The organism is Candidatus Pelagadaptatus aseana, from assembly GCF_040362265.1.
Taxonomy (GTDB): Bacteria; Pseudomonadota; Gammaproteobacteria; order Pseudomonadales; family Cellvibrionaceae; genus Pelagadaptatus; species Pelagadaptatus aseana.
Genome location: NZ_BAABNJ010000001.1, coordinates 304,492 through 326,806 on the forward strand (window position 1 = coordinate 304,492; position 22,315 = coordinate 326,806).

Genomic DNA, 22,315 nt, shown 5'->3' on the forward strand with positions numbered 1-22,315 from the left:
TACTTTTTCAGTACTTGCTCGATACTTTTTTAGTACTTTTTTAGCACTACAGACACTGCAATAATTGCTGTCCCAGATCGGTCTGGGCGGTTACCGACACCTTACGTCCCGGCGCACTGACACTCAGGTTAACCAGCAAATCCGCCTGCGGCAAATAGCCCTCTCCCCGATTGGGCCATTCCACCAGACATAAGTTCCCGGCATCAAAGTAATCCCGTATGCCCATGTACTCCAACTCTTCGGGCTCACCCAGGCGATAGAGATCAAAGTGGTAAACCCACGCATCCTGAGCCAGTTCGTAGGGCTCTACCAGCGTATAGGTCGGACTCTTGACCGCCCCCTCGTGACCGTAAGCACGCAGCACCCCTCGGGTCGTGGTGGTCTTGCCGGCACCGAGATCGCCCAGCATAAAAATCACGCCCCCCTGCCCCTGAGCGCGACAGGCCTCACCCAGATTACGACCAAAGGCAACGGTCTGCTCTTCGTCGGCCAGATAAAACTCTTTGCTCATGACTCGCCTACGCTGTTGAGCAGAGTGCGCACATAAGGCATCAGGTCCGCCGCCAACAAGCCTTGCTGCCCCTCTTCCTCGGCAGCCATATCCGCCGCCACACCGTGCAGACAAACGCCCAACCGCGCAGCGACTTCAGGCGTCAGACCCTGAGCCAGCAAACCGCCAATAATGCCACTGAGGACATCGCCCATGCCACCACTGGCCATACCGGGATTGCCCACCGCGGCTACCGCGATCCGACCATCCTCGCCCACAACCAGAGAGCCGGAGCCTTTTAATACCACCGCGCCACCGAATTTCTGTTGCAGCGCCGTGGCGGCCTGAAAACGATCGGCCTGAATCTCGGCGGTCGAGACACCCAACAGACGCGCCGCTTCACCCGGATGCGGTGTCAGCACCCAATTGTCGCGTTTGACACCGGCCAGCAAGCGCCCCTCGGCCAACAAATTGAGGGCATCGGCATCGAGTACCATGGGCAAGCCGGTTTGCGCCGCCTGTTGTAACAACTGTTCCGACCAGGGTGTTTTACCCAGTCCCGGCCCCACCACCAGAACGGAAGGGCGCTCCAGCAACGGCTCCAGACTTTGGCCGGAGGTGACACCGATGGCCATCAGTTCGGGACGACGCGCCACCAGTGCCGGAATATGTTCCGGTCGGGTAGCGACACTGGTCAGGCCGGCACCCACTCTGGCACAGGCCTCACCGGCCATGGCCGCAGCACCGGCGTAACCCAGCTCGCCGCCAATAATCATGGCGTGGCCGAAATCGCCCTTGTGGCTATCTTCGTTGCGCTCTGGCAAATGTTCCAGCAACTCCGCCAGATTCAGACGTTGAGCCGCCGGCTGCTGAGGCTCATACACAGCCTCGGGCACACCCAGATCATCAAACAGCAGCTGCCCACAACAACCGCGGCCACTGCCCGTCAGCAAACCCTGCTTGAGGCCGATAAAACTGACCGTCAAATCTGCCTTGACCGCCACACCGAGTCTGGCACCGGTATCGGCACAGAGACCCGAGGGAATATCCACCGCCACCACCGGCAGACCGGAGTGGTTGATGGCGTTGATGGCACTGACATAATCGCCACGCACCTCACCGCTCAAGCCGGTACCCAGCAACGCATCCACCAACACACCATCAAGACGCTGACCTTCGGCAAAGGGCTGGGCGATGGCGCCCTCGCGACAGGCAAATTGGTAGGCCGTGCGGGCATCGCCCTGCAACCCCTCGGGGTCGGCCACATAAAAAACATCCACCGGGATGCGCTTCTGTGCCGCCAGCCCCGCGATGATGTAACCATCACCGGAGTTGTTGCCTGAGCCACACAACACGGTGATGTGCTCAACATCAGACCACCGCTGCAACAGCGCCTCAAACGTGGCGCGGCCGGCCTGCTTCATCAGGCGAATCCCGGCAACACCATGATCCTCGATAGCGCAGCGATCCAGTTCACGCACCTGCTCGGCTCGATAAAGATCCTGGGGCAAAGCACTCGCCAAGCTGTCTCCGGTACGGGGTTCAGCGGCGGCGAATTCAAAGGTGGAAAGACTCATAAAATATTCTCTAATACGCGATCAAAGGCGCTATCATTGCAGTTCGAATGAATTATACCCTCGGGAAACCATGACAAACACCCTGCAACAGCTAGCACTGGATATAAAAGACTGGGCTACCGAGCTGGGATTCCAACAGGTTGGCATCACCGACACCGATCTGGCACCGGAAGAGCCGCGCCTGCAAGAGTGGCTCAGCAATGGCTATCAGGCGGACATGGGCTGGATGGCCGACCATGGCAACAAACGCACCCGCCCCCACGAATTACTGCCCGGCACCTGTCGCGTTATCTCTGTGCGCATGAACTACCTGCCCGAGGGCTCTGAGCCCATTGAGATACTGAAAAGCTCCGACAGAGCCTATATTGCCCGCTACGCCCTGGGGCGCGACTACCACAAGCTGATCCGCAAACGACTGTCGCAACTGGCCAAACGCATCGAACAGGCTGTCGCCGCAATGGAACCGACTCTGACCGCCAACCAACGCCCCTTTGTCGACAGCGCGCCAGTACTGGAGCGACCACTGGCCGCCAAAGCGGGACTTGGCTGGATTGGCAAGCACACCCTGCTGCTGAATGAAGAAGCGGGCAGCTGGTTTTTTCTCGGCGAGATACTGACCAACGTCCCCCTGCCGCTGACCGCCACACCGGTAGCCAATCAGTGCGGCGACTGTCAGGCCTGCCTGAAAGTCTGCCCCACCGACGCTTTTCCCAAACCCTACCAACTGGATGCGCGCCGCTGCATTTCGTTTTTAACCATCGAAAACAAGGGCGCCATTCCGCTGGAGTTTCGCGAGCCCATGGGCAACCGGGTATTCGGCTGTGACGACTGTCAGGCCATCTGCCCCTGGAATAAACAGGCCCCCAACACCAATGAAATGGATTTCTCACCACGCCACCAACTCGACTGCGAAGAACTGATCGAATTGTTTCTGTGGCAGGAAGAGGAGTTCATGAAGAAAACCGAAGGCTCGCCCATTCGTCGCATTGGCTATGAAGGTTGGCTGCGCAACCTGTCAGTAGGTCTGGGCAACGCCACCGATCAGGCACCGGACGTTCGCGAACGCATCATCACGGCACTGCAACAGAAAAGGCCCGACACCAGTGAACTGGTGCAAGAACACATCGACTGGGCGCTGCTGCAACAGACGAACCCCAATCACCGCCGTAAACGCAAAATCAAAAACACAAGCACAAACCAGCCATGAGCAATCCCAACACCGAGCGTCAGGCCTTTGGTCTGACCATTCTCAAAAACACGCACAAAGACATTCGCCGCCTGCGCAAGGACACAGGCAACGCCACCCTGCACGGCAATAAATTCTGGAAGTCCACCTACGTACTGATGGATTATTTGCAGGAATGTCCACCGGACAGGGACATCAAAATTCTGGAAATAGGCTGCGGCTGGGGACTCGGTGGCATCTATTGCGCCAAGCATTTTAATGCCCACGTCACCTCACTGGACGCAGACCCCTCAGTGTTCCCCTTTTTACGACATCACGCCGAATTGAATGGCGTCCATGTCACCACCTGGCAAAAGCGCTTTGAAAAAATCACCAAGCAGGAGCTGGCGGAATTCGATCTGATCATCGGTGCCGACATCTGCTTCTGGGATGAGCTCACCCCCATCGTCCGCAACCTGATCAAACGCGCACTGCAGGCCGGCGTGCCCCGGGTGGTTCTGACCGATCCGGGGCGACCCACCTTCCGTGAAGTGGGCGAGTATTTTTGCGAGCGTTACGACGCGGTCTACAGCGACTGGGATGTGCCCAGCCCACACAATGTCTGGGGGTTGATTCTGGATATCTACAATCCATAGAGCCGGTTACCCGCCAGACCTATTCAACACCTGAAATTCGTCGGCGAGATCGTCCGCAACATCAAACCGGCCGGTGGCCCGCAACAGAAATTCAACAATTTCGGCGGTGCACAAACCATTAACCTTTTGATTGCGACGCAACCGAAAACTCGACGACACATTCTCCGGCAAACTGTATTTTTTCAAATGGTGAAGATAGGGGCTGCGATTATAAATCTTGCGCGCTTCCTGCCAGGTACTGTCGATGACAATAAACGTTTCAATCCCGTCAACCTGATCCGCCCATACCGACTCAGTGGAATCTTTTAATGCATCGGTTTTGGGATACAGCAACACAGCATCATCGGACAGGGACAACAATCGGGGATCGGGACCCACACGGTCCCAGACAATGCGTTCACAAACATCCGGGCACACTTGCAAAGCCAGTTGGCCAGTGTTGGTTTTTTTGGACACTTCGCGGGCGTGGGTAAGCAGATATATTTTCATGCGGCCATTATAGAAAAATGGCCGCAGCCATGGGCATTTATTTTCCGGAGTACAACTCCAACACACTGGAAAAATCTTTGCCGCCCTTGTCTTCACCGCCACTGTTTTTATGCAGATTAAACAGATTGCGCGCAGCAGCACCCATCGGGGTAGACGACTTACTGGCCGCAGAAGCCTCCATCGCCAAACCGAGATCCTTCAGCATCAGATCCACCATAAAGCCACCCTGATAATTATTAGAAGCCGGCACGTCCTCCATCACGCCGGGCACCGGATTGTACTTTTCCAGCGACCAGTTGCAGCCGGAGCTTTTCAGCATAATATCCGACAGTGCCTTTGGATCCAGACCATTATCGATGCCCAGCTGCAGGGCTTCGGCGGTACCGGTCATATGAATGGCCAGCAGCATGTTGTTGCAGATCTTGGCCACCTGCCCGGCACCCACATCACCGGCGCGAAAAATATTGGCACCCATCGGGCTCAATACCTCTTTGGCGGTTTCAAAGTTGGCCTCGGTACCGCCCACCATAAACGCCAGAGTGCCCGCGGCCGCCGCAGCGACACCGCCAGACACCGGCGCATCCACAAAGGCAATGCCACGATTATCGGCTTCCGCGCCGACACGGCGGGAATTGGCTGGCGCCACGGTGGAACAATCCAGCACCAGTGCGGTTTTTGGAATGGCCTCTAACAGGGCATCACCATCGATATACACACTCTCGACAATGGCGCCATTGGGCAGCATCGACACCACAAAATCCACGTCGGCAACCGCCTCTTTCGAGCAAGTCACAGGAATACAGCCAGCCGCTTCGGCGGCCTTCAGATTGGCCTCCATCAAATCGAACGCTTTCACTGTAAAACCGGCTTTCACCAAATTGGCCGCCATGCCGCCGCCCATATTACCCAAACCGATAAAGGCTACTGACTTGCTCATACAACTCTCCAAATATTATTTCTTAAATTTCTGCCAGGGGATGCTTATCCCATGGTTCAACAAAGTAGGCTGCCACCTGCTCAGGGGTTACATCGTCTACCTTGGCAGGCGTCCACTGCGGGTTGCGGTCTTTGTCGATCAATAACGCACGCACGCCCTCTTTAAAATGACCAAAGCGGGCACTGTTGGCGGACATGGTCAGCTCCAGACGAAACACATCGGCCAGCGACAAATGCTTGGTGCGATTCAACTGTTCCTGCACCAGATAAGGCGTGATTGGGCAGCCGTTTTTCAGACCGGCAGCCGCCTTGCTCAGCCATTTGTCGTCACCTTCGTAGCCGGTGATCATGGCAAACAACTCCGGAATACTGTCGGCATCGGTGAGCGCCTGGATCTGATCAAAATGCCCCTGCACATTACCTGCGGGCTGATTGGCAACAGTGTCTTTTTCAAAACTGTGCAGCAGCTTGGAAACTTCTGCATGGGCATCAAGAGAGGCATCAAGTGAGCCATCGCCGAATGACAAACCACACAAGCCATCAATCACCGCGGCTTTCTGGTCGTGAGAAACAAAGCGATCGGCCAGACCGACAAACTTGGCATCGGCGCCATTAAAGGAAGCGCCGGTCAAACCCAGAAACAAACCGGTGCGCCCCGGTGCACGATTGAGAAACCAGCTGCCGCCCACATCCGGGTACAGACCAATGGTAACTTCGGGCATGGCCATGCGCGTGTTCTCGGTTACCACGCGATGACTGGCACCGGACATCAAACCGAGCCCGCCGCCCATCACAATGCCGTTACCCCAAACCACAATCGGCTTGGAATAAACGTGAATGTGATGATCGAGAATGTACTCGCGGGTAAAGAAATCGATGGCGCCATTGTTGGGCAGCTCTTCACCATAAGCCGCAGAGCCAGCGTGCAGGGCCACCACATCGCCACCGGCGCAAAAAGATTTGTCGCCCGCGCCCTGCAAGAACACACAGGCAACGCTGTCGTCGTTTTCCCAGGCGGTAAACTTTTCCTGCAACAGGTCAATCATTTCCAGTGACAGGGAGTTCAGCGAACGCTCGGCATTCAAGGTTGCGATGGCCACTTTTTTGCCACCGGCCGCAGCGCGCTCTTCAAATAAAACGGAAGCTTGTTCGGTCATATTATTGTCTCAGACAGTGTCATTGCGAGGAGTACCGCGACGAGCAATCTCACAACATAAGGCGTATGCTTCACGAGATTTCTCGCCGCGGCACGACTCGAAATGACAACATTAATTAATCAGGCATTCTTCCAATCGGCTTTACGCTTTTCTAAAAACGCACTGACACCTTCTTTCTGATCCTGGGTATCCCACAGCTTCACAAACATCTCGCGCTCCTTGGCGTAGGCGGAAGTGATGTCACCGCTGCGGGCAGCCATAATCAACTCTTTACAGAAGCGCACGGAAGTCGGGGATTGCGCCTCAACCTTGGCCGCTAATTCCAGCGCCCTGTCCAGCACACTGCCGGTCGGCACCACTTCAGACACCAGACCAATCTGCTCGGCCTTGTCCGCCTTGAGGCGCTCGCCCAGAAGGATCATGCGCTTGGCCCACTGCTCACCCACCAGCCAGGACAACTGCTGCGAACCCAGACCACAGGGCAGCAAACCCACCGCCGCTTCCGGCAGCGCCATCTGCGCCTGCTCTTCGCAAATGCGCACATCGCACGACAGCGCCACTTCCAGACCACCGCCCATGGCGTAACCGGTAATCGCCGCAATGGAAACGCCCTGATAATTGGACAGCGCGGTAAAGGCTTCACCAAACGCCAGAGAAAATTCGAAGGACAAGCCCTTGTCGTCGTGATTGAAACGGTTCAGATCGGCACCGGCACTGAAGAATTTTTCACTGTCGCTGGTGAGGATCAGGGCGTAGTTTTCTTTGTCGTCATTCAGTTCGTTAACAAGCTGCTCAAGGTAGCGCAGGCTCTCCGGCGTCCAGGTATTGGCCGGCGGGTTGTTAAAGGTGATGATCGCGGTGCGGCCGCGCTTTTCCAATTTCAGTAAATCGCTCATTGCTGTTCCTTCTTTGTTCTTTTATCTGTTTTTCATGAGATTCTTCGCTTCGCTCAGAATGACACACTCCAATAATGTCATCCTGCATCAAGTGGGGGATCTCTTAATTGGTCTTCTCAACGCAAAATATCCGTAGCACCGTCTTCCAATACGCGGCGCGCGGTAATCATGCGCATAATTTCATTGGTACCTTCAAGAATCTGATGCACTCGGGCATCGCGCATATAGCGCTCAATGGGGTACTCCTTGATGTAACCGTAACCGCCATGCAACTGAATGGCACTGTTGCACACCTCAAAACCGATGTCGGTGGCAAAGCGCTTGGCCATGGCACAGTAGGTGGTTTTTTCCGGATCGTTGCTGTCGAGTTTGCTCGCCGCCAGACGAATCATCTGCCGTGCGGCAATCAACTCGGTGACCATATCCGCCAGCTTGAATTGCAGCGCCTGAAAACTGGCAATGGATTTGCCGAACTGTTTGCGCTCGTGCATGTAAGCCTGAGTGTGATTGATGCACGCCTGAGCCGCGCCAATGGAACAGGTGGCAATATTGATGCGACCACCGTCGAGCCCCTTCATCGCAATCTTGAAGCCTTCACCCTCGGAGCCCAGCAGGTTGCCGGCCGGAATGCGCACATCCTCAAAGGCAATCGCACGTGTCGGCTGCGAGTTCCAGCCCATCTTGTCTTCGTTCTTACCGTATTCAATACCCGGCAGATCCGCCGGCACCGCAAAGGCACTGATGCCACGGGCACCCTCATCCTGGGAGCCCGTGCGCGCCATCAACACCAGCACATCGGTGCTGCCCGCGCCACTGATGAACATCTTGCCGCCATTGATGACGTACTCATCGCCCTCTTTTTTCGCGGTGGTACGCAGCCCCGCCGCGTCACTGCCGGCGCCGGGCTCTGTCAGGCAGTAGGAAGCCAGCTTCTGCCCGGTGGTCAAATCACCACACCACTGAGCCTTGATGGCATCGGATCCCCAACTGGCGATCATCCAGGTGGCCATGTTGTGAATCGAGATAAAAGCCGCGGTAGAAGTACAGCCGGAGGCCAGCTCCTCAAGAATGATGGCCGTATCCAGTCGGGACAGACCCATGCCTCCGGCCTCTTCCGGGCAGTACATACCCATAAAGCCCAGCTCACCGGCGGCCTTAAAGACATCAACCGGGAAGATCTTATTCTCGTCCCATTCCGCAGCCTTGGGCGCCATCTCACCTTGGGCAAAGGCGCGCGCAGCCTCCTGAAACGCCAGCTGCTCTTCGTTCAAGTTGAAATCCATAATCCAGTCTCTTCTTCTATATTTAGCTCAATCGATCCATTAAACACCAAAGTCGCAAGCCGTGTGGATTGACGATATTGCCTTTATAATGGACGATCTTGCGGCAATAAAAACAAGCCCAAACCACCTCAAAAGACAAATAATTCATTATAAATCAATAAACTACAATGCAACTAACGTCTAACTGGCCACTACCGACTGAAGGAATTCGCTTTCTTACGCCGCAATCTCTGTGCGATCAGCTGGCCGCCAACCCGCTGGCCGCCAACCTCTATCCGGTGGCCATGGGCTATTACCCCAAAGCCTCTCAGCATCAGATGGTGCGCAACCAGCACCAGAATTACCTGTTGATTTACTGCACCGACGGCCGCGGCACCTTAACTATAGATGGAAAGCACCAGCGCATCCGCGCCGGCGATCTGATTTTACTGCCCAAGGGACAGGCCCACAGCTACGCCTCCCACAGCCGCTACCCGTGGAGCATCTACTGGCTGCATTTTGATGGCCTGGCGGCCGACGTCTTTTGTGAGCATCTGGATTTTAACGGCCCCATTCAATCCGTGGGATTGCAACCCCGACTGGTTGCCGGGTTCGAAGCCCTGTTCAGCTTGCGCAACAGCGGCTACAACCTGGCCTCGTTTATCCACGGCAGTCTGGAGATGCAACAGGGCATCAGCTACATCGCCCTGCAAGTCCGACAGCAGCGTTCCAAAAGCGGCAAGCAAATTGATTTGGACGCCGCCCGATCCTTTATGAACCAGCACCTGCACGGCCAGCTCAATCTGGAGACTCTGGCAGCCCACAGCAAGCTGTCGAAGTACCATTTCTCCAAACGCTTTAAAGCACTCACCGGCCACTCGCCCATCCAGTATTTTATCAACCTGAAAATGCAGCACGCCTGCTACCTGTTGGACGTCAGCACCCAATCGGTAAAACAGGTGGCCGCCGCACTGGGTTATGACGACGCCTACTACTTTTCCCGGCTGTTTAAAAAGGTGATTGGCCTTTCGCCGGATCAATACCGCAAGAGTAAGCATCGGTAGTGTTTATGCTCATGGCATTCAATGCCATAAACAACGATTCATCAATCGACTCAAGCAACCCAAAAAACCGCCCGTTGCCGGACTATTTAGCAAACAAATAAGGGTGAGCACTTGCTAGCGCCACACTACAGGGTTGTGCGCCCCAATCATTATCGCTATTGTTGATGCAAATTCAGGATATCAGGACAGGAAGTCTTATTTCTTTTGGCGGACGGCTCTAGCCCGCTAGCTTCTCGTCGTTTTATTCCAATCAATTAGAAATAGGCCTCCAGGTAATACGACTCATGGGGGACCAATAAGCGTTATGCAAAAAGCCATGTTTGAAGCTGCCACTAAAAGTAAAATAAAAAAGGCTTCTACTGCTACAGGCCGTAGTACAAAATCAATCACTTGCCCAAAATGTGAATATGCACGATTGAAAAGTGATAGCGCCCCAGAATGGCAATGTCCAAACTGCCATATTGCATACAATAAATTTGGCTCCGAAGAAAAGAAGAGAAATAAAGCATTAAGATTTAATCGCTATGATTTGAAGGATAAACTCAAGTCTTTAACAGATACTTCTACGATCATGGGGGCGATAGGGGTTTTAGCTTTTACTTCTGGCTTACCATCGGAAGCATGTATTTGTAATGGGGTTAGCATTCCTGCCGAACCCAGCAATCCATTGCTATTGGGTTTGGGAGCCTTTATTACAATTTTCTCAATAGGGTTCTACTTCAAAAACAGAAAGAGAATCAAAGAGGAACATGCATAACGAATCAGTGTTGTGCGTTCCGGTACTTCGCACCTCCGCCGGACAAACAAACCTCGGCGTTACAAGGCTCAATAAGTATGGCTGTATACAATACCGCATCAGATTCTGCTAACACTGCTGTAAGAGCTTTTCTTACGAAAGTCGGTGAGCATTATCTTGGCCATTCATTTAACACCGGAAGCGGCAAAGGAAAAGCTCTTTGGCTTTCTATTCGCGATGATGACTTTAATGGATGTTGCGCCTATTGCGGAGAAAAGCACGAGAAACTACAAATTGAGCATGTGTTGATGTTCAACCGCACGGAATTTGGCTTGCATCATCCTGGCAACATTATTCCGTGCTGCAAGGAGTGTAATAAAAGAGAGCGCCGGCATGATAAAACTTATTGCAACTGGGAGCAGCACCTAACCAGGGTATGTGAGAGTAGAGGCGAATCAAGCCAGATCGAACCGAGAAAACAAAAGATATTGGATAATTTCAAAAAGCATAAATACCCAGAACTCAATATCAACGAAGAACATGCCATTAGAGTTATAGCCAATAGTTTGTATGAAAACATAAAAACAGAATCTGATAAGTCTTTAGATTTATACAAACAATTAGACAAGGCATTTGTGCAATGATTAAAGGTTCATGCCTCTGTGGCAATGTGAAATATCAATACACTGGCACGATTGAAGAGGTGGCTATTTGTCACTGTGATCAATGCAAAAGAGCTCAGGGAACACCCTTCGCAACAAATTCGCCTATTAAAAAGAGCTTGTTTTCATTTCAGAGCGGAGAGAATAGTCTTAAAGCGTTCTTTTCCAGTGAAAAGAAGAAGCGTGTATTTTGCGGGAACTGCGGCAGCCCTTTATACAGTCAACGCCTAGATATGCCTGAAGTTATTCGATTACGGTTGGGCACTGTGACTGAAGGCAATATCCCCAAACCACATTATGAAATATATGGCGAGTCAAAATCCGATTGGTATTGTGAAGATAATGCCCGCCAGATCTTTATTCAAAACAAAGCATAATAAGTTGGCTTGCCCGCAAACCCCGATGTGATTCGATCCTAGGGGCTCGCGCATAGGGTAAACGTGATTGATAGCTGACGGTTCACGCGCTATGAATTGGGAAAAAGGAATTGCTATATGACGGATGAAAGAAGCATTGAAAATATCAAAAAGGTTGAATTCTTTTTTGATTTAGGCAGCCCGTATAGCTACTTTGCTGCTACTCAGATTGAGGGTATCGAAAGCAGGCATGATGTTGTTTTCGAATGGCGCCCCATGCTATTGGGTGGGTTATTTAAGAATGTGAAGAATGCGTCCCCTTTTTACGTTGAATCGGCAAATAAGAAGAAGTATTTATTACACGATTTACAAGCGTGGGCAGCATACTATGGTGTTTCGTTCAGTCTACCAAATAACTTCCCACCAAATAGCTTAACTGCAATGCGTGGCGCAGTGATCGCAGCGGAGCTTGGTTTGGTGAAGCCATACGTGATGCAAGCTTACCATGCTTACTTTTCGGATAATGTCGATATTTCTGAGGTTGAGATTGTCGAAATGCTGGCTTCTAATATAGGCATTCCTCGTTCAACATTTCAGCAAATGTTATCGGATCGCGAGATTAAGCAGAGACTGATAGTGAATACCGAAGAGGCCGCTGGTCGAGGAGCTTTTGGTGCTCCAACATTTTTTTATAATGGGGAAATGTTTTTTGGCAACGATCGATTGTGTTTATTAGAGAGTGCCATTGTTAAAAACGCTTAACCATACGCTGCAGACGGGCATTTTGCTCCGCTGATCTGTAACTGACATCCTTAAACGCCAAGGCACAACCATGAACCCCAACACACAATTACTGCAAACCTTCTACACCAGCTTCCAGAAGCTGGACGGTGAGGGCATGGCCGAGTGTTACCACCCCGATGTGCATTTTTCTGATCCGGTATTTCCGGATTTAACCGGTGATAACGCCGCTGCCATGTGGAAGATGCTGTGCGCGCAAGCGCGGGATTTTGAATTGCATTTTCACAGCATTGAGGCCGATGACCACAAAGGCCGTGCCTGCTGGGAGGCCAGGTACTGTTTTTCGGCAACGGGGCGAAAAGTTCACAACAAGGTGACGGCTGAGTTTGAATTTCAGGACGGCAAAATCATTAAGCACACCGATGACTTCAGCTTTTGGAAGTGGAGCGCCATGGCGCTGGGTCCGGCCGGACTGATACTGGGCTGGAGCTCGCTGTTGAAAAACAAGGTGCAAAAACAAGCGGCCAAAGGGCTCGGCCTTTACAGCCAACAATAATAACTGACACGCTAACGTTGGCCGGCACACACACGCCGGTACTCACCCGGTGAACAGCCTTCCACCGACCGGAAGCTACGACGAAAATTCGCCACATCCTGATACCCCAGCGCACCGGCAATGGCCTCAACACTGAGGCTGGTTTCACGCAAATACTCTCGGGCCCGTTCCAGCACCACCGCTACCTTTAATTCCCGAAAGGTGTGCCCCTCCTGCTGCAGGCGACGATTCAGGGTGCGCTCGGACACATGCAATCGCCCGGCAACAAACGCCAGCCCCGGCAAAGGCGTGTCGCAACTGCGCAGCAGCGATTTCACGTGGTAACTGTAAGAGGATTGGTTTTGCTCACCGAGCTCTTCAATCTGTTGTGAAAGCAACTGCAGGGCCTGCTCCCAGACCTCGCGGTTGTAGAACGGCGAGTGCCGATCCAGATATTGCTTGGGCACCACCACCGCAATCGATTCCTCACCGAACAGCACCGGCGAGGCAAACCACTGCTGATAGAGGTCGGCGTATGCGGGAGGCTGGTGCCGCACCATATACACTCCGTCGTGCATTTTGAAGCCAAGCACCATCTGCAAATAGTTCTGCATCATAAACAGCACCGACTCGGCGTGAAATCGCTCGGTGACGCTGATCTTGTCAGAGAATTCAAATGACAGCCTCAACCCCTGATGACTGGAGAACACCTCGCCCTTGGCGTAGCTGGCGTGCAACCGGGTAAAGGCGTTGATGATCTGAAACCCCTCGCGAATGGAGGGCGCGGCAGCCGCCGCCGACCCCACGGTGCCCAGAGTTAACACCCCGGCGCGGGTACCGATGATTTTGCCGATGTGGTCATCACACAACCTGTCGGCATTGAGCAACAGCTTCTGAAAAGCCTCCATGGAAATATTGGCACCGGATTCCAGATCCTCGCGGGTCAGACCGGTGTCGAGCAACATCGCCTCCTGCACCTCGGCAGCGGCCACACTCTGCATCAGAAACAATGCGTAGACAGGGGAAATAAAATCCATTCGATTCGCCAAATAGTTTATTTGTGGCGAATTATGACACCGTTTTGGCGCAACAAACACTCCGATGCCATCACGCTTTTGGCGACCATAAAGCAACCGAAGACACCAATAAACAAGCAACCGACAACACAAATAAACAACCTATGGATACCGCCATGAACACAGACACTGCCGCAACCAGCCCCGATCATCAGGCGCTCAAGGTTGCATCCGAGCACATGGGCCAACTGGCCTGGCCAACGGCGATCTACGCCAGCAGCGTACTGCTCGGCTACGCCCTGCTGATCGTCTTCACACTGCAACAACTGATCCCCCTGTGGGCGGTCGCTCTGGGCAGTGCCCTGCTGACCTATCTGGCCTACACCACCCTGCATGAATCGGCCCACAACAACATATCGGGCAAGTACGCCCAGTGGCGCTGGCTCAATGAAGCGCTGGGTTATCTGTCAGCCATGGTGCTGTGCATGCCCCTAACCGCTCACCGGGTCGAGCATCTGGCGCACCATCGCTTTACTAACGACCCCGACACCGATCCGGACGCCATACTGGCCGGCTGCGGCAACTCGCCGATTAAAGTGTTCACCACCGCGATTCATCTGTTGATCCGACAGTACAGCTATTATCTCGACACCCGCTGGGGTAAGGCGCCTACCAAAGAAAAATGTATTTTTCTGGCGGAAGTCTGCGCCGCCATCACCTTTCGCGGTATGTTTATCGCACTGGGGCTGTGGCAGGAAGCACTGGCGCTGTTTGTGATTGGCAACATTGGCGGGCTGGGCATCACCCTGTATCTGTTCGCCTACATCGTTCACCACCCACACACCCAAACCGCCCGCTATGAAGGCACCTCCACCATTCGCGTACCGGGTAAAATGAACAGCCTGCTGACCGGTCTGTGGGTCTACCAGAATTACCACTCCATTCACCACCTGTTCCCCAAGGTGCCCTTCTATCGCTATCGCCAGGTGTTCGATCGCATCGAGCCCATCATGCGGGAGAAGAACGCCCCGGTGTATCGGCTGACATGGCGAGGCTTACAAACCGACCATGTGCAAACCGACTCTTGTCAAACCGACTAGGACAGGGTTGAACAAACCACCCAGATGGCCGAATCGGATATAAACTGGCAGTCTGGGTGATGTCTGACAGCATCGGCACATCACACAATATCCCCACGCTAACAACAACATGGGGATCTGCCGATGCAGGATTTTCTGATTCACGCCAGTCTGTTTCTAGCCATCGTCATCGCCTTTGTTCTGGTACTGGTGAGTTATGAAAACTGGTACTGGAGCAAGCGCGACAACAGTAAAACGCTGGGTTTGAAAGAGGTGCTCAGTAACTTTTCTCTGGGCTCCAGTTACAAATTGATCGACGCGGTTGTGATCGCCCTGACCGTGGTTCTTTTTTATGATGAGATCAAATCCTTCGGCCTCAATCTGGCCATGGGCGATCAGTGGTATATGTGGCTGGTGACGTTTTTCGCGGTAGATCTGGGTTTTTATGTTCTGCACCTGACCATGCACAAGGTGCGCTGGTTCTGGACATCCCACGTCACCCATCACTCGTCGGACCGCTACAACTATTCCGTGGCGTTGCGTCAGAATTTTACCATCGCCCTCAATGGCACCATGTTGATTCTCTGGGTTCCGGCCGCCTTGATCGGCTTCGATATGAACATGGTGCTGCTGGCACTGGAAATTAATCTCTTGTACCAATTCCTGCTCCATACGGAGATGCCTTCGCCGCTGGATCGTCTGGGCCTGATATTCAACACCCCCTCCCATCACAGGGTGCACCACGGCTGCAAACCCGAACAGATCGACACCAACTTCGGCGGCACCCTGATCATCTGGGATCGCCTGTTCGGTACCTTTGTGTCGGAGCAGGACGCGGGTGAATTGAGTTATGGCATCACCCGCAACCAACCGCGCAGCTACAATCCGTTTACACTGCTGTTTCACGAATGGCGCGACATGCTGGCTGATCTGTGGCAGACCAGAGATTTGCGGGTATTATGGAAAGGCCCCGGCTGGATTGATCAGCGCCAGACCGATAAAAGCCAAGCGCCATCTGAAACCGCCAATACCCTATAAGGTCGCCAACCCGTCATGCCTTACCGTTCCGAAATTCACGTCGACTACCTCTATGGGCTGCTGGAGTTACTCGAACAATCCGGTGCCAGCCCGGTTGAATTGTGTGAATCACTGAACATCCAATTGCCCGAGGAGGGCATGGTCAGTCTGGATCTGCTCGCCAGTCTGGTTGACTACGCTCAAACCAGCCTGCAGGGAGCTTCACTGGGCTATCAATTGGGCAATCGCATGGCCCCGGGCATGCACGGCTATCTGGGTTACGCCGCGCAAAGCAGCCACACCGTTTATGACGCGCTACTGATTGACGAGCAGTACATCAGCACCCGCATCACTTCTCTGGGGTTTATTGCCAGCCCCTATCAGGAAGGCATGGAGCTGACCCTGAGCTTTTCGGAACCCATGGGCAATCTGGAACAATTTATTGTCGAGTTTGTTATTTTTTCCCTGTCCCAGTTTTATCGGGCATTACTGCCCAGCTCACAACTAACGATGACGGCCAAAGTGCGTTACCCCCAACCGGCACACAGTTACAGTCACAGGGGGCACATCCATTGGCAATTTGATTGCGCCAACAACAGTCTGTGGATTCCCAACTCGGTGCTGCAACAAAAATTGCCTTCGGCCGACAAGATTCTGCTGCAACTTTCCACGGAGCAATGCCGCGCGCAACTGCAGAGCTATAAAACCAAATTCGACAACATCAGCCGGCGCACCCGCAGCCAACTGGCCAGTCGGCTGGCCTCACCACCGACCCTGTCGGAGCTGGCAAAATTTCAGGGCGTCAGCGAGCGGACCTACCGGCGCCTGCTGGAAAAAGAAGGCACGTCTTACAATGAATTACTGCGGGAGTTGCGCATCGAGCGCGCGCAACATCTGCTGAGAACCACGCCACTGGCTGTAGACGACATTGCCCACATCATTGGCTATGACAGCCCCAACAGTTTCAAGCGGCTTTTTAAAAGCTGGACTCACCAGACTCCCGGTCAATACCGCAAGTCCGGTCGAAGCGAATAGCAACCGGGTCAGGCCAGACTGGCTTTGAAAGCGGCCGGGTCCTGATTGAACGATTCAACACAGCGCTGACAGACACAGGCCTTGCGTCTGGCCTGCTCGGGCAACAGCGCCAGCAATTCCTGCGGCACACTCAAGGTAAAACACCAGCAGGGTTTATCGTCCTGGGCACCACAGGCATTGGACTGGTGACAAAAGGGGCACTGAAACTGATCGAACTGCTCAACCATAAAAACTTACCGTTACTCGTCTCTGAATTTAAGCAGCCGCTCTTCGGTGGCGGGATGACTGCTCAGGTAATCCCCCCAGCTTTCTCCCATGTTCGTCGGCGCTTCGATTTCTCCCGCCAACACCTTGTGCAGGCAGCCCTGCTCAAACTGGCGATAGGCGGCCTCGGCATCCACCTCGGCCTCGGGGTCAGCGCAACTGCCGTCCGGTGACTGCATACAGATACTGAACAACTGCAGCCGCGACATCAAATCAGGGAAGCTGGATTTATCGATGTTGTGCTCCAGCAAATAGCTCAGGGCAAAATCGTCCGACTCCCGTTCATAATTTCTTGAGTAGGCCATCTCGGTGAGAAAAATCGGCAGGGCCAGAAAAATTTCAGCCGTGGCGCCCACATCGCCGGACATCATCAACAGCATAAAAGCCAGCATCGAGTTCTGAACCAGAGAGCGCATGCCATGCCGGTAATACACGTGACCGATTTCATGAGCCAGCACCGCCAGCAGTTGATCGTCATGCTGGGCCAGCCGCACCATCTGATCGGTAAACACAATCGTGCCATCGGGCAGGGCAAAGGCATTGGCTCCCATTCCGGCACCATCGCGAAACAACACCCGAACATTCAAGTCGGCGTAGTGATCCAGCGCCGGTTGAAAATGTTGGAGCACCCGATCGCTGACTTCCGGTTCCAGCGTGCTGGCTTCAAACACACTGCTGTCGAGCAACTCCATGGTCTGCTCCGATGCCAGACTCAACACATCCGGCGGCAACTGATAGGCAATCCATTTGGATACAGCCGGCACACCATAAACCGTTGACCAGGTACCGACGGCAATCACCACCAGCAGCGCCAGCAACCCATAGCGGATTTTTGACTCCATCAGGTGCAGCAATTTTGCCATGGCGCTGGCGGGATGGCTGATGCCTTCGGCGCGCAACTGCTCAATCAGGGCATCCACGCCGTCGTTATCCAGCGTTTCAAATTTCTGACCATCGGCGAACTCGAAATAGCGCGGCGTATTACCAAGCCGGGAGGAAAGTTTAACGTTTAACCACTGGTCCTGATGCAATGGCAGCGAGTCATCGTCAGCGACCACCTGCATGTCACCGCGTTCACTTATCTGCAGAGTGCAAACTTGCTGGCGCGAACTGCTGCCGTCGTACCAGCGGCCTTCAAAACGTCCCACAAACTTTCCTCCGGCGTTGCTCACGGTGATTACAATCCGAAATCAAAATCGAACACTTCACCCAGCTCTTCACCCAGGGCACTGACTTGTTGTTGCTCATCGGCAACAAACTCGTCGAGATCCGACTGCGCTTCAAAACTGACGTGCTCGGCAATGTAATTGGCCGTTCGCACCGCCGCCCAGGGACGATACAAACCAATGGTCAACACGGTAAACAGAGTGTTGGTAAACAGCAGCCAGGCGTAAGAATTCAATTGCAACCGGGCACTGAAACCATTCAACCCCAAGGTCGCGTTATTGAAATTCAGGTTTTTAATGTGCACCGTAAAATACGCAAACAAATACAAGTACATGGTCAGCACAATCAAACCGAACAGCAAGGGCAGGGTCGCCTGCACCAAACCTGCCAACACCCCACCCAGCAGACCGATACCAAACAGCATCAGAAAAATGCGGTAGTAATCGCGGGCACCGGCGTGATACTCAAACTCACTGGTGCCATAGCGGTAGCCATTGATCATAAACTGATGCTGCTTACAGACTGCCAGTGGCATCAGAATACCCAGCGTTAGGGCGCCCAATACCGGCCAGACAATAAACGCCATCAGGGCGCCTTTGATATCACCCTTAAAATTAAAGCGAATGTTGCGATACGCGCTGTAGCGGGCATTAAAGGCCAGTGAGCGAACCACCATCCACGGCAGAAACACGATCAGCACCAAAAACAGGGCAATCCCCAGCGGCGGGAAAAAATTACCCGCCAGGGTGTAGATCGCAAAAAAGGCCACCGCAATCAGGCGGCCCTTTAGAATGCTGATGGGGCTGGCCAGATACTCGAAACGACTGCCGTCGAGATCGGTATTGCTATAGAAGTAACGCTTGTTGCGCACCTTGGCCCAGGCGGAGTAAATCCCCAGAGTCACAATCGTCAGCAAAATATTGACGATCCATATTTTGAAATATTCCGAACCGTTGCCGGTAAACTTGAACGGCAGGGTTTTCAGCCCCCCCGCGTCGACGTCGTCAGCATCATTAACCCGATCCCCATCGCCGGCAACCGTTTGGGAAGTGCCGGCAACCGCTTGAGAAGTCTCGGCAACGGACGCCTCAATGCGCGCACCGGTATTGGCGATGGCGTAGGAAGCCGCTGGGGCTTCGACAGCGGCATTGCTTTGCGTGGTTTCAAGTTCGGACAGCTGCAAACCGGCAGCGGGCAATTCAGGGCTGATGTAGATGCGCGCGCCCGCATCGGACAGGACCTCGCGATAGCGCTTGGCGGCGGCTTCATCGAGGCCGGATTTGAGTACCGCCGAGGGCACAGAGAAAATCTTTTCCACCCGCTCGGCACTTTGTTTGAACAATCTGGCAAACTCCTGCTTTACCCCGTCCTCGGTAAAACCATCCAGAACTTCCCCTTTGAATACAATGTCGTAGCTCACTTGAGACAACGCCTCCTTATTATGATTATTGTTTCCTGCGCTCATACTAACCCCGATGTAAAGCCTCTGCCATCTCCGACACTGGCCCCATTAAAAATTAGTGACGCCTGATTCAGCATCGACTGCAGACTGGCATCAAACCTGCTGTAAACATTCAAACTTCCACGGACGAATGGAGCACTGCAATGAAACAGCTCTTACTTTTATTCTCAATTTTGATTTGCACCGACGTTTACGCGTTCTCCATGGGCGATGCCATCAACATGGCCGGCCGCCAAAGGATGCTGTCACAGCGCATTACTCAGGCTTATATCCTGATGGGAATCCAACCGGATTCAGAAAAGCACAAGGCCGTGTTTGAACGCTGCTTCAACGAATTTGAACGGAATCTGGGAACCCTCGCCGGCTTCAAAGCCGCAGCCCCCGTGAGGAAGCAACTGGATCCGGTCTACCAGCAGTGGGACAAATTCAAAGCCATTGCCTCCCAGAAGGTGTCTGAGACCAACGCTCAGGACCTGTTCATCCAGAGCAATCAATTGCTGCCCGCAGCCCATCAGTACGTACTGGCACTGCAGGAACTCGCCAATCACAAGGCCGCTGAGTTGGTCAATATTTCCGGGCGCCAACGCATGCTGTCACAGCGCATCGCCAAGAACTACGTTGCACACTATTGGGGCGTGGGTGGAGGAAATGCACAAGAACTTTTATCCGAAGACCTGGCCGAATTTGAGCACATGCTCAATTACCTGATCGACAGCCCCCTCAATACCGATAAAATTGACACCAAATTAATGCGCACCAAAGGTCATTTCAAATACGCATCCAGAGGTTTTGATGGCGAGATCAGTACAGTGGGCGACCGGGTGATTTACGTCACCATCGGCACCACGGATATGATGTTGCACAATATGAATATCATTACCGGGATGTACGCGCAGGTGATGAATGACTTGGAAAAATAGGCCCGCCCTGCTGCACATTGCAAGGCGGGCCAAAAAGAACGGAGACCTTCAAGGCGTGGGCCCCGTTATGAGATTGAACAACTGACTATTTGTTCACTTCAATTTGGTAATGACATCACCGAACAGCTCATCATCCGCCGGGATCACTTTGGGCGTGGCCAGCGGTTTGGAAATCCAGGTGACGTTCACCAGATGCTTCCAGTTGATGTTTTCGTTGGTGGAGTTACCCCCCCAACTGCCACACCCCAGTGAGAAGGTCTGGCGCATGCCATTCCAGAGGTTACCGGAGTTGGAAGGTGCCTGTGGCTGATTGACCATCACGCGCGAGGTCTTGGTGCCCATACCCAACTTGAGAATGTTGTCATCGTTGTTGGAGTAGATGCCACAGGAGTGTCCCATTCCCTGATACGCTTGAATGGCGTTGGTCAGTTCAATCGCGGTATCAATGCACTTGACCTTGTAGAACGCCATGATGGCTGACAGCTTTTCACCGGAGAATGGATTGTCCGGCCCAACGCCCTCTTCCGGGACAATAATGAACTTGCGATCCTCCGGGATTTCAAAGCCGCACATTTCCGCCAGTACCTGCGGGCGCAGTACCACGGCTCGAGGGTTCAGCGCGCCGTTTTCCCACAGCACCGCCTCAATTTTGTCGGACTCTTCCTTGGAGGCGATGTAACCGCCTTCGGCCACCAGCTTTTCCAGCAACTGATCGTAAATGGATTCAAACGCTATAACGGAGTTATCGGCAGAACAGGAAGCGGCCAGATCCAGCGTTTTGGAAATGCGGATTTTCTCGGCCGCGTCATCCAGATCGGCGCTATCGTCCACGGTGATGACCGCATTGCCCGCACCCACACCCAAAGCCGGAGTTCCGGACGAATATGCCGAGCGCACCATGGCCGGACCACCGGTGGCCAGCACCAGATCACATTGCTTCATCAACTCATCGGTCAGCTCCAGCGATGGCACTTCAATGCCCTGAACCAGATCAGCCGGCGCGCCCATTTTTTCCAGCGCAGCGCGCATGTTGTCGATGATCATCTTGTTGGTGAGCTTGGCGCGCGGGTGTGGCGCCACAATGATGGCATTGCGACCCTTGACGGCATTGATGCCTTTGATCACCGGCGTGGCTTCAGGGTTGGTGGAAGGCGACAGCGCGCCAATCACACCCACAGGCTTGGCCACCTTGATGATATTGCGCTCTTTGTCTTCTTCGATCACACCCACTGAGACGTCATCGATGATGTCCAGCAGCGCAGCACGGGTCTTGGTGAAGATCTTGGCAAACTTGCCGTCGTAGTTACCCAGTTGGGTTTCGTCCACGGTGTGCTGGGCAATGCCCTCAGCAACACCCGGCTGACAACAGGACCAGACCATGGCTTTGATCAGCTCGTTTACCTGCTCCTGAGTATAGTTTTCTATCTGCGCCTGAGCGGCACGGGCGCGCTCCATCATGGCAGCGATCTGACGAGCTTCGTCGGTATCTGCAATTTTATTATCCAAAGCCATGTCGGTTCCTCTTTTAGCAATCTCTCGGGTGCCGCACGACACCACACTGGTTATCATTTAATCAACGGCAAGCATGATAAGCCGTCAACAACCGGGCTCCAATTCACTATATTGCTTATGG

The 22,315-nt window shown here is 53.5% G+C and carries 24 protein-coding genes; 12 read left to right on the forward strand and 12 right to left on the reverse strand.

The genetic code is table 11. The features are described 5' to 3' along the window. Positions 1–46: 46 nt before the first annotated feature. The gene (tsaE, locus tag ACPXV9_RS01410) at positions 47–511 is read right to left on the reverse strand and encodes a tRNA (adenosine(37)-N6)-threonylcarbamoyltransferase complex ATPase subunit type 1 TsaE (protein ID WP_423893940.1); all 465 of its coding nucleotides are present in this window, start codon (positions 509–511) and stop codon (positions 47–49) included. Next, the gene (locus tag ACPXV9_RS01415) at positions 508–2,067 is read right to left on the reverse strand and encodes an NAD(P)H-hydrate dehydratase (RefSeq protein WP_423893942.1); all 1,560 of its coding nucleotides are present in this window, start codon (positions 2,065–2,067) and stop codon (positions 508–510) included. Before ACPXV9_RS01415 ends, tsaE begins: the two co-directional genes overlap by 4 nt. A gap of 70 nt (positions 2,068–2,137) precedes the next feature. On the opposite strand from ACPXV9_RS01415, the gene queG reads away from it, so the two are divergent. After that, entirely contained in the window at positions 2,138–3,274 is a 1,137-nt protein-coding gene (gene queG / locus ACPXV9_RS01420) for a tRNA epoxyqueuosine(34) reductase QueG (RefSeq protein WP_423893944.1), read from the forward strand. Beyond that, a complete protein-coding gene (locus ACPXV9_RS01425) occupies positions 3,271–3,888 on the forward strand; it encodes a class I SAM-dependent methyltransferase (protein WP_423893946.1) in 618 nt (205 codons plus the stop codon). The genes queG and ACPXV9_RS01425 overlap by 4 nt, the downstream gene beginning before the upstream one ends. 6 nt (positions 3,889–3,894) lie before the next feature. Here ACPXV9_RS01425 and ACPXV9_RS01430 read toward each other — a convergent pair whose 3' ends face one another. From ACPXV9_RS01430 to ACPXV9_RS01450, 5 genes are all read right to left on the reverse strand, one after another. Then, positions 3,895–4,518 (reverse strand): DTW domain-containing protein, encoded by a 624-nt coding sequence (locus ACPXV9_RS01430; RefSeq protein ID WP_423893948.1) that lies wholly within the window; start codon positions 4,516–4,518, stop codon positions 3,895–3,897. Continuing rightward, positions 4,415–5,314 carry a 3-hydroxyisobutyrate dehydrogenase gene (gene mmsB, locus ACPXV9_RS01435; RefSeq protein ID WP_423893949.1) on the reverse strand — a complete coding sequence of 300 codons (900 nt, stop codon included), beginning with the start codon at positions 5,312–5,314 and terminating at the stop codon, positions 4,415–4,417. Before mmsB ends, ACPXV9_RS01430 begins: the two co-directional genes overlap by 104 nt. Positions 5,315–5,336: 22 nt before the next feature. Then, a complete protein-coding gene (locus ACPXV9_RS01440; RefSeq protein ID WP_423893951.1) occupies positions 5,337–6,470 on the reverse strand; it encodes an enoyl-CoA hydratase/isomerase family protein in 1,134 nt (377 codons plus the stop codon). A gap of 119 nt (positions 6,471–6,589) precedes the next feature. Next, positions 6,590–7,366 (reverse strand): enoyl-CoA hydratase, encoded by a 777-nt coding sequence (locus ACPXV9_RS01445; RefSeq protein WP_423893953.1) that lies wholly within the window; start codon positions 7,364–7,366, stop codon positions 6,590–6,592. 116 nt (positions 7,367–7,482) lie between these two features. Continuing rightward, on the reverse strand, positions 7,483–8,649 hold the full coding sequence (locus ACPXV9_RS01450; RefSeq protein WP_423893955.1) for an acyl-CoA dehydrogenase family protein: 1,167 nt from the start codon (positions 8,647–8,649) through the stop codon (positions 7,483–7,485). A 167-nt stretch (positions 8,650–8,816) separates the two neighbouring features. Between ACPXV9_RS01450 and ACPXV9_RS01455 the strand changes: the two genes are divergently transcribed. From ACPXV9_RS01455 to ACPXV9_RS01480, 6 genes are all read left to right on the forward strand, one after another. Beyond that, the gene (locus ACPXV9_RS01455; protein WP_423893957.1) at positions 8,817–9,692 is read left to right on the forward strand and encodes a helix-turn-helix domain-containing protein; all 876 of its coding nucleotides are present in this window, start codon (positions 8,817–8,819) and stop codon (positions 9,690–9,692) included. Positions 9,693–9,996: 304 nt separating this feature from the next. Beyond that, the gene (locus tag ACPXV9_RS01460) at positions 9,997–10,449 is read left to right on the forward strand and encodes a hypothetical protein (RefSeq protein WP_423893959.1); all 453 of its coding nucleotides are present in this window, start codon (positions 9,997–9,999) and stop codon (positions 10,447–10,449) included. Between the two features lie 77 nt (positions 10,450–10,526). Then, a complete protein-coding gene (locus tag ACPXV9_RS01465) occupies positions 10,527–11,072 on the forward strand; it encodes an HNH endonuclease (RefSeq protein WP_423893960.1) in 546 nt (181 codons plus the stop codon). After that, complete coding sequence (locus ACPXV9_RS01470) at positions 11,069–11,467, forward strand: GFA family protein (protein WP_423893961.1); 399 nt, start codon at positions 11,069–11,071, stop codon at positions 11,465–11,467. Before ACPXV9_RS01465 ends, ACPXV9_RS01470 begins: the two co-directional genes overlap by 4 nt. Positions 11,468–11,584: 117 nt before the next feature. After that, the gene (locus ACPXV9_RS01475; RefSeq protein WP_423893963.1) at positions 11,585–12,208 is read left to right on the forward strand and encodes a 2-hydroxychromene-2-carboxylate isomerase; all 624 of its coding nucleotides are present in this window, start codon (positions 11,585–11,587) and stop codon (positions 12,206–12,208) included. 70 nt (positions 12,209–12,278) lie between these two features. Continuing rightward, entirely contained in the window at positions 12,279–12,743 is a 465-nt protein-coding gene (locus ACPXV9_RS01480; protein ID WP_423893965.1) for a nuclear transport factor 2 family protein, read from the forward strand. A gap of 11 nt (positions 12,744–12,754) precedes the next feature. Here the strand turns inward: ACPXV9_RS01480 and ACPXV9_RS01485 are convergent, their stop codons facing one another. Beyond that, positions 12,755–13,759 (reverse strand): helix-turn-helix domain-containing protein, encoded by a 1,005-nt coding sequence (locus tag ACPXV9_RS01485; protein ID WP_423893967.1) that lies wholly within the window; start codon positions 13,757–13,759, stop codon positions 12,755–12,757. A gap of 155 nt (positions 13,760–13,914) precedes the next feature. Here ACPXV9_RS01485 and ACPXV9_RS01490 point away from each other — a divergent pair, with 155 nt between their 5' ends. The 3 genes from ACPXV9_RS01490 (at position 13,915) to ACPXV9_RS01500 (ending at position 16,869) form a co-directional block, all read left to right on the forward strand. Continuing rightward, positions 13,915–14,838: a fatty acid desaturase family protein gene (locus ACPXV9_RS01490; RefSeq protein ID WP_423893969.1), complete on the forward strand. Its 924-nt coding sequence runs from the start codon at positions 13,915–13,917 to the stop codon at positions 14,836–14,838. 123 nt (positions 14,839–14,961) lie between these two features. Further along, entirely contained in the window at positions 14,962–15,855 is an 894-nt protein-coding gene (locus tag ACPXV9_RS01495) for a sterol desaturase family protein (RefSeq protein WP_423893971.1), read from the forward strand. A 15-nt stretch (positions 15,856–15,870) separates the two neighbouring features. After that, positions 15,871–16,869 (forward strand): helix-turn-helix domain-containing protein, encoded by a 999-nt coding sequence (locus tag ACPXV9_RS01500; RefSeq protein WP_423893972.1) that lies wholly within the window; start codon positions 15,871–15,873, stop codon positions 16,867–16,869. 8 nt (positions 16,870–16,877) lie between these two features. Here ACPXV9_RS01500 and ACPXV9_RS01505 read toward each other — a convergent pair whose 3' ends face one another. Genes ACPXV9_RS01505 through ACPXV9_RS01515 form a run of 3 tightly spaced genes read right to left on the reverse strand, consistent with a single transcriptional unit; the run spans position 16,878 to position 19,720 of the window. Continuing rightward, positions 16,878–17,096, reverse strand: coding sequence for a cysteine-rich CWC family protein (locus ACPXV9_RS01505; protein WP_423893974.1), 219 nt, complete (start codon positions 17,094–17,096; stop codon positions 16,878–16,880). 12 nt (positions 17,097–17,108) lie between these two features. Then, positions 17,109–18,281, reverse strand: coding sequence for a M48 family metallopeptidase (locus ACPXV9_RS01510; protein ID WP_423893975.1), 1,173 nt, complete (start codon positions 18,279–18,281; stop codon positions 17,109–17,111). 29 nt (positions 18,282–18,310) lie between these two features. Then, positions 18,311–19,720, reverse strand: coding sequence for a YjgN family protein (locus tag ACPXV9_RS01515; RefSeq protein WP_423893977.1), 1,410 nt, complete (start codon positions 19,718–19,720; stop codon positions 18,311–18,313). A 185-nt stretch (positions 19,721–19,905) separates the two neighbouring features. Here ACPXV9_RS01515 and ACPXV9_RS01520 point away from each other — a divergent pair, with 185 nt between their 5' ends. Continuing rightward, positions 19,906–20,682 carry a type IV pili methyl-accepting chemotaxis transducer N-terminal domain-containing protein gene (locus ACPXV9_RS01520; protein WP_423893979.1) on the forward strand — a complete coding sequence of 259 codons (777 nt, stop codon included), beginning with the start codon at positions 19,906–19,908 and terminating at the stop codon, positions 20,680–20,682. A gap of 93 nt (positions 20,683–20,775) precedes the next feature. On the opposite strand, the gene ACPXV9_RS01525 is transcribed toward ACPXV9_RS01520, so the two are convergent. Then, positions 20,776–22,194: an aldehyde dehydrogenase family protein gene (locus tag ACPXV9_RS01525; RefSeq protein ID WP_423893981.1), complete on the reverse strand. Its 1,419-nt coding sequence runs from the start codon at positions 22,192–22,194 to the stop codon at positions 20,776–20,778. Positions 22,195–22,315: the final 121 nt, after the last annotated feature.

Excerpts from the sequence above, each read along its gene's own strand:
- ACPXV9_RS01480 (WP_423893965.1), top strand. The coding sequence starts at position 12,279 with ATGAACCCCAACACACAATTACTGCAAACCTTCTACACCAGCTTCCAG.
- ACPXV9_RS01460 (WP_423893959.1), top strand. The coding sequence starts at position 9,997 with ATGCAAAAAGCCATGTTTGAAGCTGCCACTAAAAGTAAAATAAAAAAG.
- ACPXV9_RS01440 (WP_423893951.1), bottom strand. The coding sequence starts at position 6,470 with ATGACCGAACAAGCTTCCGTTTTATTTGAAGAGCGCGCTGCGGCCGGT.
- ACPXV9_RS01525 (WP_423893981.1), bottom strand. The coding sequence starts at position 22,194 with ATGGCTTTGGATAATAAAATTGCAGATACCGACGAAGCTCGTCAGATC.
- ACPXV9_RS01500 (WP_423893972.1), top strand. The coding sequence starts at position 15,871 with ATGCCTTACCGTTCCGAAATTCACGTCGACTACCTCTATGGGCTGCTG.
- ACPXV9_RS01425 (WP_423893946.1), top strand. The coding sequence starts at position 3,271 with ATGAGCAATCCCAACACCGAGCGTCAGGCCTTTGGTCTGACCATTCTC.
- mmsB (WP_423893949.1), bottom strand. The coding sequence starts at position 5,314 with ATGAGCAAGTCAGTAGCCTTTATCGGTTTGGGTAATATGGGCGGCGGC.
- ACPXV9_RS01470 (WP_423893961.1), top strand. The coding sequence starts at position 11,069 with ATGATTAAAGGTTCATGCCTCTGTGGCAATGTGAAATATCAATACACT.
- ACPXV9_RS01445 (WP_423893953.1), bottom strand. The coding sequence starts at position 7,366 with ATGAGCGATTTACTGAAATTGGAAAAGCGCGGCCGCACCGCGATCATC.
- ACPXV9_RS01505 (WP_423893974.1), bottom strand. The coding sequence starts at position 17,096 with ATGGTTGAGCAGTTCGATCAGTTTCAGTGCCCCTTTTGTCACCAGTCC.
- ACPXV9_RS01415 (WP_423893942.1), bottom strand. The coding sequence starts at position 2,067 with ATGAGTCTTTCCACCTTTGAATTCGCCGCCGCTGAACCCCGTACCGGA.
- ACPXV9_RS01475 (WP_423893963.1), top strand. The coding sequence starts at position 11,585 with ATGACGGATGAAAGAAGCATTGAAAATATCAAAAAGGTTGAATTCTTT.
- ACPXV9_RS01495 (WP_423893971.1), top strand. The coding sequence starts at position 14,962 with ATGCAGGATTTTCTGATTCACGCCAGTCTGTTTCTAGCCATCGTCATC.
- ACPXV9_RS01520 (WP_423893979.1), top strand. The coding sequence starts at position 19,906 with ATGAAACAGCTCTTACTTTTATTCTCAATTTTGATTTGCACCGACGTT.
- ACPXV9_RS01485 (WP_423893967.1), bottom strand. The coding sequence starts at position 13,759 with ATGGATTTTATTTCCCCTGTCTACGCATTGTTTCTGATGCAGAGTGTG.
- queG (WP_423893944.1), top strand. The coding sequence starts at position 2,138 with ATGACAAACACCCTGCAACAGCTAGCACTGGATATAAAAGACTGGGCT.
- ACPXV9_RS01465 (WP_423893960.1), top strand. The coding sequence starts at position 10,527 with ATGGCTGTATACAATACCGCATCAGATTCTGCTAACACTGCTGTAAGA.
- ACPXV9_RS01450 (WP_423893955.1), bottom strand. The coding sequence starts at position 8,649 with ATGGATTTCAACTTGAACGAAGAGCAGCTGGCGTTTCAGGAGGCTGCG.
- ACPXV9_RS01455 (WP_423893957.1), top strand. The coding sequence starts at position 8,817 with ATGCAACTAACGTCTAACTGGCCACTACCGACTGAAGGAATTCGCTTT.
- ACPXV9_RS01490 (WP_423893969.1), top strand. The coding sequence starts at position 13,915 with ATGAACACAGACACTGCCGCAACCAGCCCCGATCATCAGGCGCTCAAG.
- tsaE (WP_423893940.1), bottom strand. The coding sequence starts at position 511 with ATGAGCAAAGAGTTTTATCTGGCCGACGAAGAGCAGACCGTTGCCTTT.